Raw genomic sequence first — 11,289 nt, 5'->3', positions numbered from 1 at the left:
AAGGTCTTTATTGCATTGTGCCGTAGAGGGTTTAGTTATTTTTCTCATTGTCAGATACCTAGAAAATAGACGACCTATATTTATGAATTCACTATTTGGTTATTTTGTCAATGCGTAAGTCCTACTTGATTAGAATCAGTATTGTTCTGTGCCGGAGCGGAGTTTGTTTGAGCCTGAGCTGGCATGGCTGAAGGGAGAATAGCTAAACTCAAAGCTAGAAGCGCCGAAGCTGCATATTTATTCATTGTATGTTTCCAAATTTCAGCAGTTACTCTATCAAGATAATTAATTTGCCGCGATGCCTGCATCAATCGATCGACAGAAACTCAATTCCCCCTTTCCTCTTGCTTTTGAGATAGAACAAGCTTTATGCTAAGTTCAGATGCTTGCAAGCAGATTATCTAAAATAAAAAGTCGTAAATTATACCATGCTTCCGTTTATCAGAAAAGACTTAGCCGAACTTACCGCATACACTCCCCATCCGGGCGGCGCTTCAGGAGAATCAGCGCACTCGGAAATTGTACTCGATCGCCTAGACACCAACGAATGCCCTTACGATCTGCCAGAGGAATTAAAACAAAAGCTAGCTTGGACTTACCAGCAGTTAATTGAGACAAATCGCTATCCCGACGGAGGCCATGCAGCACTCAAAGAAGCGATCGCCCAATACGTCAACGAATCCGTAAATATCCCCCCCCTTAACAAGGGGGGGCTAGGGGGGGTTATACAGCCAAAAACAGCCATTACAGCCGACAATATCTCAGTCGGCAACGGTTCCGACGAACTAATTCGATCGCTCTTAATCGCCACTTGCTTGGGCGGCGCAGGCTCAATTTTCGTCGCCAATCCCACCTTTTCCATGTACGGAATTACCGCCACCACCCTGGGGATTCCCGTTGTCAGTGTCGGGCGAAACCCCGAGACTTTTGAAATCGACATCAATGCAGCTAAAAGGGCGATCGACCAAAATCAAAATCCCCCCCTCCGCATCGTCTTTGTCGTCCATCCCAACTCCCCCACAGCCAATGCTTTAACCACCGATGAAATAGAATGGTTGTCAAATTTGCCAGAAAATATCTTAGTAGTAATTGACGAAGCCTATTTTGAATTCAGCCAAAATACCTTAGCCGACAGATTGCAGCAACATCCGAATTGGATAATTTTGCGAACATTTTCCAAAGCATTTCGCCTAGCGTCAATGAGAGTCGGATATGCGATCGCCCATCCCGAACTCACAGCCACCTTAGAAAAAATCCGCCTCCCCTACAACCTGCCCAGTTTCTCGCAGACAGCGGCAGAGTTTGCCCTCGCCCAGCGGCAATTATTGCTAGCAGTAATTCCTGAAATTATCTCAGAAAGAGCCAAATTAATTGCAGCGCTAACTCAGCATCAAAAACTGCAAGTTTGGCCGAGTGCAGCTAACTTCCTTTACCTGCGGGTGACAACTGCTGAGGGCGAATCGGCAGAAGACAAACACCAACAAATCATGCAGCAGCTAAAAGCTCAAGGTACTTTAATTCGCCACACAGGCGGAGGTTTGCGAATTACCGTGGGTACCCCCGACGAAAATGTGCGAACTTGCGATCGCCTCGCTGCGATTTTGACTTATTAACAAATTGGTTCGTAGTGAGGACTTCAGGCCTCAGGAAACGAGAGAGGACTGAAGTCCTCACTACGAACTTATCGGGATTGTTTTCCCCGACAGGATATATGATGTAATTTTTAATTATCAATCTGTCGCGCCGCGCGAATAGTTTGTGGAAATACACCGATTAAAAGTGCCAAAGCTTCATCGGGAATTTGTACCACTGTTTCCGAATCAAAATATTGTTCAAACTGAGTTAAAATCATTTGTGCGCGTTCCACAGCTACAGACTTTGCCGTTAACTGTTCCGTTAACCGCAGCCAATGCCGCCTAATTCCGAAAGCTTTCTGTCTTTCTGCCGGAGATAGAGGGCAAACAAAACAAAAATCCCCCACAGGAATCGCCTGCTGAGAGTCAGCATCAAAAGCACCTCCAACGGCAGCACCAGGCCCGGCAAACTCCGCATGGAAGCCTTTAATCAAAATTAGACCGTTTCGGCGACGGCTATCTACCATCAACAGCTTGCCGCCGTTGATTTCTGCGAGAATTTCAGATGAGTGGGGGTGTTCAATCAAATCTGTGCCAAGGTTTCGATGTCGCAAGTCCCGATCGGCCCAAAGGCGAGATCGGACAATATAATTAGATGTATCAAGTTTTGGATGCTCTTGCTGTCGATCGAGATTATCCATTTAAACTTACACACAATAGTGTCACAAGGTGGTAGCTTGAGCGCGATCGAAAATCAAATGCAGGTACAACAAACAGTAGACATCCTCAAAGCAGATCTCCCGACGCTTTTTGAGAAAGACATTTCCTACCACATCTATACAAAAGATGTTTTTTTTCAAGACCCTGTTAACAAATTTAAAGGAAAAATCAACTATCGCATTATCTTTTGGACTTTGCGATTTCACGGGCAGCTATTTTTCACCGAGATTTACTTCGACCTGCACGACGTAAGTCAGACAACCCCTGATACTATTGTGGCAACTTGGACTGTTCGCGGGACACTGCGCGTACCCTGGAAAGCTCGGATCTTCTTCAACGGCTATTCTACATACAAGCTGGATCCAGAGGGCTTAATTTACCAACATATCGATACCTGGGACAGAGATCCCGGAGAGATTCTCCAGCAGTTTTTGGGCAAAGGCGAGGATGTCACCCCAGGATAAGCCAAAAAGGTCGATCGCGCTCAACCATCAGCACCAGCAACCAGAGTAACCTAATAGTGACTCAAACAACGATCGGCCCTGCAATCAATTTTTTGCTGTTTGTAAATCACTAAAATGATCGTCACCTATCCGGTTTGTAGTGAGGACTTTAGTCCGCAATCAGAGGACTAAAGTCCTCACTACAAACCTATCTTCTTAAACTAACTAGCCGAACCTAAAATCAAGCCCGATCGCGCCGGCAGTATCAATTCTAACTGCCGAGTTTCCCCTTCACCTTTCCAAACAAACTCGCCTTTACCAAACAGCAATTTCTCGTGAGGAGATTTCAAAGTAGCTGCTTCAAAACTAATATTTGCCTCTTCAGTCGCGACATTGACAGCAACAACTATTTCCTCATCCCCCAAAATTCGGGCAAAAACGTAAACCGTTCCCTCAGCAAATAGAATTTGGTAGTCTCCGGTGCGGAGGGCAGCGTATTTATGCCGCAAAGCTATCAACTGCTTGTGGTAATCTAAAACCTCAAGTTCCCAGTTAGCTTCTAAGGGAAAACCGCGGCGGGAATCAGGATCTAGAGCACCGGGCAAACCAACTTCATCGCCGTAGTAAATGCTGGGAGCTCCGGGAAAAGTTAACAGCAGCAAATTAGCCAGTTCTACGCTAGCTTTATCGCCTCCAGCAATTGAGATCAACCGGGCTGTATCGTGACTCGCCAACAAATTAAGTTGAGTTAGCTGTATCGGCCACGGGTACAGTTCCAAAACGTGCTGGATTTTGTCCCCATACTCTTTAGCAAACAGCGGCGGATAGGGATGGTAAGAACGACCTTCAATTTGAGCTAAATCTACTCTGTCGCCCGCTGCAAAAGCAATAGTTGGCCCCGCAAACAGATAATTCATCACTCCGTCAAATTGACTGCCGTCGAGCCATTCTCTCGCATCTTCCCAAACTTCGCCGACAATGTAAGCTTCGGGATTAATTGCTTTGACTCGTTCTCGAAATTCTTGCCAAAATCCGGGAGTTTTAATTTCAAAAGGAACATCAAGCCGCCAGCCGTCGATGCCGAATTTAACCCAGTATTCGGCAATTTCCATGATGTATTCTCGTACTTCTGGATTGTCGTGATTGAATTCTGGCAAGGCTCGATTGCCGTCCCAACCTGCATAATTAGCAGGAAAATTACCGTCGTAGGCAGATAGCGGCCAGCCTTCTATTTTAAACCAATCTACCCAAGGAGAATGGGGGCCGTTTTCGAGGATGTCGTGGAAGAAGAAAAAGCCGCGGCTGGCGTGGTTGAATACGCCGTCGAGGACGATTTTGATGTTGCGATCGTGGGCGGCGTCTAGAAGCTCTTTAAAAGCAGGATTGCCACCCAACATCGGATCGACTTGATAGTAGTCGTGGGTGTGGTAGCGGTGATTGCAGGCCGACTGAAATATCGGGGTGAAATAAATTGCGTTAATACCTAAGTCTTGCAGGTAGTCTAGCTGTTCCATAACGCCCCACAAGTCGCCGCCTTTGTAGCCTTGGAGGGTGGGAATTTCGTGCCATTCTTCCCAGATGAAGTTTTGCAGGAGGCGTTTGCGCGGCTGTTTGCTTTTAGCGAAGCGATCGGGGAATATTTGGTAGAATACCGCGTGTTTAACCCAGTCCGGCGTTTGGATTTGCATACAATTTTCCTGTCTTTTACAGCTTAGGCTACATTAGCAGATGTTTCTAGGAGATCTAGCTTTTGGTACAGAATAGACGCTCGATCGTGTTTTGTCGATCGACAAATCCTCACATCTTACACAAATTTGCACTCAACGTCAGATTTAAAACTAATGCTACCTGAAAAAAATATCGTCCCCACGGGCGGCGCTTCCAGACTGCTGTGAAGTTGAATCGGTTTGAGACAAGAGCAACACCAGCACAAACCACGGGATCGCACTCAAGTATAACCCGATCGCTCTCGGGGCTTTTAGGTGCGATCGGGCAACTGGAACCAGAACAACCAGCCCTACGCAGCCGGGAAAAATTGCGAGAACCGGAAATTAACCAGAGAAAACTTCTAATTTGCACTCAAAATCCCGAACCTGATTCTTTCATTAAAGTATCGTTATATACAGATGGATACTTTAAGTTACAACTCTCAACTTTTTTCAATATCCATTATTCAATTATGAGTATTTTGACTTAAGACTCAAAACTCCAACTCTCATAAACCGAGTTGTTGAAATCTTGTCGAGGCTTTGAACAAAGTATCGGGACTAAACAACCGTTTCTGCGCCAGCAACCCAACTTTCACTCAAAACTTCCTTGCTCCCCCCCTTGTCAAGAAGCCCTCACCATCCGACACTGGACTTGGAGAGTTCATAGATCCTAGGGAGAAAGTTCCTTGAAAAAAGTCTTAGCCATCATCCTCGGTGGCGGTGTCGGCACCCGCCTTTACCCCCTAACCAAACTGCGAGCCAAACCCGCAGTTCCCCTCGCAGGTAAATATCGCCTCATCGATATTCCTGTGAGCAACTGCATCAACTCCGAAATAGTCAAAATCTACGTCCTCACCCAATTCAACTCGGCCTCCCTCAACCGCCACATCTCTCGCACTTACCAGTTTTCTGGCTTCACCGAGGGATTTGTCGAGGTACTCGCCGCCCAGCAAACTCAGGAAAACCCCAACTGGTTTCAAGGGACAGCGGATGCAGTTCGCCAATATCTTTCGCTGCTAGAACAGTGGGACGTTGACGAATACTTGATTTTGTCAGGCGACCACCTCTACCGCATGGACTACCAAAAGTTTGTGGATAGACACCGCGAAACCAATGCCGATATCACCCTCTCCGTTTTGCCAATGGACGAGAAGCGGGCCTCGGATTTTGGTTTGATGAAAATCGACGACAACGGCCGCATTATTTCTTTCAGCGAAAAGCCAAAAGGCGATGCGCTCAAACAAATGCAGGTGGATACTACTAAACTGGGACTGACACCGCAGCAGGCTCAGGAAAGTCCTTACATTGCTTCGATGGGGATTTACGTCTTCAAAAAAGAAGTTCTGATTAAACTCCTGAAAGAATCTCCCAACCAAACTGATTTTGGTAAAGAGATTATTCCGAATTCTTCAAAAGACCACAACGTTCAAGCTTATTTGTTTGACGATTATTGGGAAGATATCGGAACCATTGAGGCTTTTTATGATGCTAACTTGGCGCTGACCAAACAGCCTCAGCCTCCTTTCAGTTTCTACGATGAAAATGCGCCGATTTATACTCGCCCGCGTTTCTTGCCGCCGACTAAGCTTTTAGATACTCACGTGACGGAATCAATTATTGCTGAAGGCTGCATTCTCAAACAGTGCCGGATTGACCATTCTGTGTTGGGAGTTCGAGCGCGCATTGAAGCTGGATGTACGATTCAAGATAGCCTGCTTATGGGTGCTGACTTCTACGAACCCGACGCGGAACGGCATTCGAGTTTAGACCACGGTGGTGTCGCCCTCGGTATCGGTGCAGATACTACAATTCGCCGCGCGATTGTGGACAAAAATGCCCGCATCGGCCGGAACGTTCAAATCATTAATAAAGACCGAGTGGAAGAAGCCAACCGCGAAAACCAAGGTTTTTACATCCGCAGCGGCATTGTCGTAGTCCTGAAAAACGCCACGATTCCTGATGGAACTATCATTTAGTTATTAGTCATTAGTCATTAGTCGTCAGTCATTAGTTTTTTAAGTTAAAATCTGTTATCTGTCAGCCAGTGACTGATGATAAATAAATAAATTAGTGACAGATAACCAATGACCGATGACTGATGACTGATGATTTTTTTTACTTCATTATTAATTGCAACTGTTGGTGCAAGGCTGTCGAAATATTTGGCTTCATTCAAACTCAGGCGCATTAATAAGGAACAGTCTCTGTTACGGTCTGCGGTGATACGCGTATGTTCGATCGCCTGCGTCTGGCGGATTGCTTCTGATTCTTGTATTTGCGCTCGTAGCACGACTGACAAATGCGCTGCCCGTTTCTTAGCATCACACAACTTTCGGAACTATCTTTCCAATCGTCGCAGCAGCCGCAAGGCCAACTTAGCAAATAATTCATGATGTTATCACCCTCGTAACGTTAACAAGTTATTGAGCTACCATCTTATCTTAATTTTTTTCAAAGTGTGTGTTCTAGTTAACAGACAGCAGATAGATTCTGGTATATTTTGTGACTTAAAGCTATAGATGTGCTGTTAGAATAAAAAAGTATAGCACCAGTAGGGTAAGAAAAAAATATACAGAAGGGTTGTTGAATTAATATACGCTTTATGGTACAATATAGTCGAAATTAAGGTAGCAGATTTGGACGGGAGTTGCTGATGAGAACCTGCTAGGATTTGCATTGAGCGAAAAGCTAAAGAAAGAAAAGTTCGTAGGCGTAAGCTAAGGAAGTAGCCATCGCACCGCGCACGGTAAAAAAAGATCGATCGCCAGTGGCAGTCAACCCAACGGGCGATCGCGCCCACAACCGCAGCAGCTTTCCCGGGTTCGCCTCAGCTATCGCAGCCACACCAAAATCGCGAAGACGTAGCACTCCTCAAAATCTCCAACAGCAGCGGGGTGCGGAAATTGCGATGTCCCGCAAGCAACAACCGAACTCGATCGAGTCCAAAACTTTGATAACCTATAATTTGAAGAAGGAAGAAGGAAGAGGGCCCTTGGACTTCGCGAGCGGGTAAACAGAAGGAAGAAGGAAGAAGGAAAAAGGAAAAAGGAAGAAGGAAGAAGGAAGAAGGAAGAGGTGCAAGGCGAGAACGTCCTCACCGTCTGGCGCGGTTGCTATAATTCGCCATCCTGCTAATGTGGGATTTATTCTTTCTAACAAGTAACAACTAACAAGTAACAACTAACAAGTAACAACTAACAAGTAACAACTAATAACTAATAAAGAGAGGATTACTTAATGGCTGCAACAGATTTTAAAGACTATTACGCTATTTTGGGACTCAACAAAACTGCCACCTCTGACGAAATTAAAAAAACTTTTCGCAAACTAGCCCGGAAATATCACCCGGATATGAATCCGGGGAACAAAGAAGCCGAAGCTCGTTTTAAAGAAGTAAACGAAGCTTACGAAGTGCTTTCAGATCCAGAAAAACGCAAAAAATACGACCAATACGGCCAATACTGGAAGCAAGCGGCGGCAACTCCCAGCGGATGGCCGGGCGGGGGCGCTACGAATGTAGACTTTGGTGGCGTTGACTTCAGCCAGTACGGCAGTTTTGACGAATTTATTAATGCCTTGCTGGGGCGCGCAGCTAGCAGTGGAGGTAGTAGTAGCAGCCGCAGCAGCAAGTGGAATTACAGCAGCCAGCGCACCGGCACCGGGGGGCCTGCTGGTTTTGGCGGATTTGAAGATTTCGCTGGCTACGAGAACCGCAGCGCCGGAGGTACTCGCGACACTGAGGTGACAATTTCGCTGACTCTGGGGGAAGCATTTCGGGGAACTTCCAAGCGAGTTGCTACTGGTGAGGTTTCGATTCCTGCGGGAGTGAAAACCGGCAGCAAAATTCGAGTGAAAGGCAAAGGTCAAATTGACCCGTACACGAAGCAGCAGGGAGATTTGTACCTGAAGTTAGAAGTTTTACCTCACCCTTTCTTTCAGTTTGAGGGAGAGAATTTGGTCTGCGAAGTGCCGATAACTCCCGATGAAGCGGTTTTGGGAGCTTCTATTGAAGTGCCGGCGCCTGAAGGTATGATAACTGTAAAATTTCCGGCGGGAATGCGATCGGGCCAGTCTTTGCGGTTGCGCGGGAAGGGATGGCCGAAACCGAAGAAAGACGAACGCACGGATTTGTTGGTCAAAATTGCGATCGTGCCGCCGAAAGAACTCACTGCTGTAGAACGCGAATGCTACGAAAAAATCAAGGCTAATCGCACTTTTAATCCCCGCAGCACTTTAAACCAGATGGTGCTTTAATCTTCAATCTCAGAAGCAACTACTGGTGCGATCGGCTAATACCGTTTAGAAAAAATCAGGCTACAATAAAAAATTGGGTTTGTTTAGTTTGCCCAATGTGTAAGGTGCGTCGCTATTAGATTGTCGATCGAATACTACAGATTTAAGAATGGCGGCGCATCCTACGAATTAACTCGTGACACCTAACTCTATATTAGACCGTTTAGAAAATAGGTTGTTATAAGAAAATTGTTTGGCGGAGTGAGCGTCCGGATTGTTTAAGGAATGAAATTTAAATAAGTTCGGTATCTTCAGATCCGCCGACTTTGGGGGAAGTAATTGAGATAGAAACGTTGCTCAATTTATTAAATTGCCATTCTGAGTTCGCGAGTCTTATAAATATTGTAGGGTGCGTCAGCGATTAGCCTAGTTTTCAGGTGCGGAGCCAGAAGTGGCTGACGCACCCTACTACAAATTTGACTGTCAAAAGAAATGTTTTTTGCAAAAATCAGATTCTCCTGAGGTCGCTCTCAAACTGTCAACTCAATTGTCAACTGTCAACTGTTGAAAGCGTTGCATGATTTTGAAAAAATGATATTATTCATCGGTAGCTGTTAGCTGACTGGGTTGGCGACCTTGCTTGATGTTAATGCTAATTTTTTTAGCTCCTTTCTTCTCCAAGTCTTTGATGTAGCCGTTGGTACTATCAGAAGCTTCATCCTTGCTTTCGTAAGGGCCAAAGTAATAGGTGCGTTTGGGTGAATCTGTGTCAACTTCTACCCACCACTCGCGACCTCTACTGCCGCCAGTCGGTTGAGTCAGTATCCAGAAAGCAGCGACGTACATACCGAATAGATAAAGTCCGAACATAGTAGCTATCCCCGCAGTCAAGTGGTTTTTAATGTTCTTAACTTAGCAGGACAAATAGCTCGTTCGACTCGTCCTCAGTGCTGATTTAACGACGGTAATTGTTGAGAGTTAATCCTGGCTAGCATAAGCATTTTGGTATATAAGAGGCTGAGTTTTAATGGCATCTACAAAAAAAATCAGCCAAGCAAGAACTAGAATAAAACGATGCTTGATTTTATTGTTGAGGGTTGAGTTGTAGCAACCACGCCCGACGATGAGGAAGCTCTTAATTGCTGAAACCGTTGCGGAAGATTTCGCCTTGCTTCTTCCGATTGCTATTTCTATTTTTAGATAATTGAAAACTCAAACTGAATTGATATATGTACAGTTTTGTTCGTAGCGCCGACTTGAGTCGGCTCTTTGGCTGCGGACTTAAGTCCGCACTACGAACCGTTTTTGTTATCATTTTGTTCGTAGCGCCGACTTGAGTCGGCTCTTTGGCTGCGGACTTAAGTCCGCACCACGAACCGTTTTTGTTATCGTCAGCCATCGGATTTGATATGACGAATTATTGACGCACAGAAACCCGGGTTTTTAACCGATACTTCTGGCGATAGAGAAAGTATTTCAGTCAAAAAACCCGGTTTCGGCAGTCTGAGCTATCAAAATTATTAAGCAGCGATACTCTCTGAGAATTCACTTTCGCAGATAGTGAGATCCGAAGGATGGCATCGCTTGATGCGGATGCTAAGTCTTTTGGCTCCCTCGCTTTCCAAGTCTTCGATGTAGCCTGGAGTATTGCTGGAGGCTTCTTTGTCGGTGTCGAAAGGGCCAAAGTAGTAGGTACAGTAGGGTAAATCTGTGATGATTTCTACCCACCATTTCTCCGGGCTGCGGCGGCTGGGCCCGGCAAACACTGACAAGACTGCGAGGTAGAGACCAAATAAATAAAATCCAAGCATTTTTCCTCTTTATGGGTTATTTATTTTGTAATAGGACTTGCGTCCTCGCGACTCTCATTTACCGGGTTCTCCCATCTTCGCGATCGCCCCTCACCAGAGAATTTTGTCCGTCAAACCCGGTTTCTGTCGTTTCTGTCTCTAAGACTCTCTAACTTTATCAAGACTATTTCGGCGATCGCCTCAACCTGAGTGCTGATTTTGAGGCGAGAGTTAGAATCTCAGGGAATAAGCTACTTTGCACAGGTACTTTGTTGCTCTTAAATTGAAGCTTGAGGGCGCTCTCTCAATTCTCACTAAAAATAATTTAAGTCAGCAATTGCTGACAAATTAAATCGGCGAAAGCTTAGGAATGAGCATTAAATAACTTACAACCCACATTCCGCAGATGTGGGTCAGATTTTTTTATCAGTTGTGAAAACTTGGAAGCCAAACGCTTTTGGGATGAAATTATGCAGTGTTAGCGTTACAGAAGCTTGTTAAATTCAGCTAAATTAATTAATTTAAGATAATTGACTTTTCCTCACATATTCACATTGCTTTTTATCGCGATTAATCATTTTTTTAAGCATGGCAAACTATGCCAAGAGCAAATTATTTTGACTAATTAATAAAAATTATTCACAAATATCTACACCTCGATCTCAATCGTTATTCACTTGAAAACATTAAATAATATTGACAGCAATACTCTCCTAAATGCCGCAATATATCTTGACGCTCTTCGGTTAAATTACTGACCTGCTTCGCTCCATTTATGGTCACTAAATGCACCGCCTGAAATATCTGAAATATCCAGCGC

At 45.1% G+C, this 11,289-nt stretch carries 12 protein-coding genes; 5 read left to right on the top strand and 7 right to left on the bottom strand.

Annotation, left to right across the window (positions count from 1 at the left end):
* Positions 1-428 precede the first annotated feature (428 nt).
* Positions 429-1,613, top strand: coding sequence for a histidinol-phosphate transaminase (locus QZ918_RS31915; RefSeq protein ID WP_293342834.1), 1,185 nt, complete (start codon positions 429-431; stop codon positions 1,611-1,613).
* A gap of 110 nt (positions 1,614-1,723) precedes the next feature.
* Here QZ918_RS31915 and QZ918_RS31910 read toward each other — a convergent pair whose 3' ends face one another.
* Entirely contained in the window at positions 1,724-2,275 is a 552-nt protein-coding gene (locus QZ918_RS31910; protein ID WP_293342831.1) for a hypothetical protein, read from the bottom strand.
* Between the two features lie 57 nt (positions 2,276-2,332).
* On the opposite strand from QZ918_RS31910, the gene QZ918_RS31905 reads away from it, so the two are divergent.
* Positions 2,333-2,758, top strand: coding sequence for a C6orf136 family protein (locus QZ918_RS31905; protein WP_293342837.1), 426 nt, complete (start codon positions 2,333-2,335; stop codon positions 2,756-2,758).
* A 200-nt stretch (positions 2,759-2,958) separates the two neighbouring features.
* On the opposite strand, the gene QZ918_RS31900 is transcribed toward QZ918_RS31905, so the two are convergent.
* A complete protein-coding gene (locus QZ918_RS31900) occupies positions 2,959-4,425 on the bottom strand; it encodes a glycoside hydrolase family 13 protein (RefSeq protein ID WP_293342828.1) in 1,467 nt (488 codons plus the stop codon).
* Positions 4,426-4,628: 203 nt separating this feature from the next.
* Between QZ918_RS31900 and QZ918_RS31895 the strand changes: the two genes are divergently transcribed.
* Positions 4,629-4,934, top strand: coding sequence for a hypothetical protein (locus QZ918_RS31895; RefSeq protein ID WP_293342826.1), 306 nt, complete (start codon positions 4,629-4,631; stop codon positions 4,932-4,934).
* A gap of 198 nt (positions 4,935-5,132) precedes the next feature.
* Entirely contained in the window at positions 5,133-6,422 is a 1,290-nt protein-coding gene (locus tag QZ918_RS31890; protein ID WP_293342823.1) for a glucose-1-phosphate adenylyltransferase, read from the top strand.
* A 44-nt stretch (positions 6,423-6,466) separates the two neighbouring features.
* Here QZ918_RS31890 and QZ918_RS31885 read toward each other — a convergent pair whose 3' ends face one another.
* Together QZ918_RS31885 and QZ918_RS31880 are read right to left on the bottom strand one after the other, a co-directional pair.
* Entirely contained in the window at positions 6,467-6,775 is a 309-nt protein-coding gene (locus QZ918_RS31885; protein ID WP_293342821.1) for a hypothetical protein, read from the bottom strand.
* 359 nt (positions 6,776-7,134) lie between these two features.
* Entirely contained in the window at positions 7,135-7,314 is a 180-nt protein-coding gene (locus tag QZ918_RS31880) for a hypothetical protein (protein ID WP_293146766.1), read from the bottom strand.
* Positions 7,315-7,683: 369 nt separating this feature from the next.
* Between QZ918_RS31880 and QZ918_RS31875 the strand changes: the two genes are divergently transcribed.
* On the top strand, positions 7,684-8,700 hold the full coding sequence (locus tag QZ918_RS31875) for a DnaJ C-terminal domain-containing protein (RefSeq protein WP_293342818.1): 1,017 nt from the start codon (positions 7,684-7,686) through the stop codon (positions 8,698-8,700).
* A gap of 576 nt (positions 8,701-9,276) precedes the next feature.
* Here the strand turns inward: QZ918_RS31875 and QZ918_RS31870 are convergent.
* The 3 genes from QZ918_RS31870 to QZ918_RS31860 all read right to left on the bottom strand — a co-directional run bounded on the left by QZ918_RS31870 (position 9,277) and on the right by QZ918_RS31860 (position 10,490).
* Entirely contained in the window at positions 9,277-9,549 is a 273-nt protein-coding gene (locus QZ918_RS31870; RefSeq protein ID WP_293342815.1) for a DUF1816 domain-containing protein, read from the bottom strand.
* A 265-nt stretch (positions 9,550-9,814) separates the two neighbouring features.
* Entirely contained in the window at positions 9,815-10,078 is a 264-nt protein-coding gene (locus tag QZ918_RS31865) for a hypothetical protein (protein WP_293342812.1), read from the bottom strand.
* Between the two features lie 121 nt (positions 10,079-10,199).
* A complete protein-coding gene (locus tag QZ918_RS31860) occupies positions 10,200-10,490 on the bottom strand; it encodes a DUF1816 domain-containing protein (RefSeq protein WP_293342809.1) in 291 nt (96 codons plus the stop codon).
* Between the last annotated feature and the right edge of the window lie 799 nt (positions 10,491-11,289).

This window comes from Microcoleus sp. CAWBG58 (assembly GCF_020883045.1).
In the GTDB taxonomy this organism is placed as follows: Bacteria; Cyanobacteriota; Cyanobacteriia; order Cyanobacteriales; family Microcoleaceae; genus Microcoleus.
Note: the sequence above shows the minus strand (reverse complement) of the source record. Positions and strands in the feature narration are given on the sequence as shown.

Coding starts and splice junctions, on each gene's coding strand:
- QZ918_RS31915 (WP_293342834.1), top strand. CDS start 429: ATGCTTCCGTTTATCAGAAAAGACTTAGCCGAACTTACCGCATACACT.
- QZ918_RS31910 (WP_293342831.1), bottom strand. CDS start 2,275: ATGGATAATCTCGATCGACAGCAAGAGCATCCAAAACTTGATACATCT.
- QZ918_RS31905 (WP_293342837.1), top strand. CDS start 2,333: ATGCAGGTACAACAAACAGTAGACATCCTCAAAGCAGATCTCCCGACG.
- QZ918_RS31900 (WP_293342828.1), bottom strand. CDS start 4,425: ATGCAAATCCAAACGCCGGACTGGGTTAAACACGCGGTATTCTACCAA.
- QZ918_RS31875 (WP_293342818.1), top strand. CDS start 7,684: ATGGCTGCAACAGATTTTAAAGACTATTACGCTATTTTGGGACTCAAC.
- QZ918_RS31870 (WP_293342815.1), bottom strand. CDS start 9,549: ATGTTCGGACTTTATCTATTCGGTATGTACGTCGCTGCTTTCTGGATA.
- QZ918_RS31865 (WP_293342812.1), bottom strand. CDS start 10,078: ATGGCTGACGATAACAAAAACGGTTCGTGGTGCGGACTTAAGTCCGCA.
- QZ918_RS31860 (WP_293342809.1), bottom strand. CDS start 10,490: ATGCTTGGATTTTATTTATTTGGTCTCTACCTCGCAGTCTTGTCAGTG.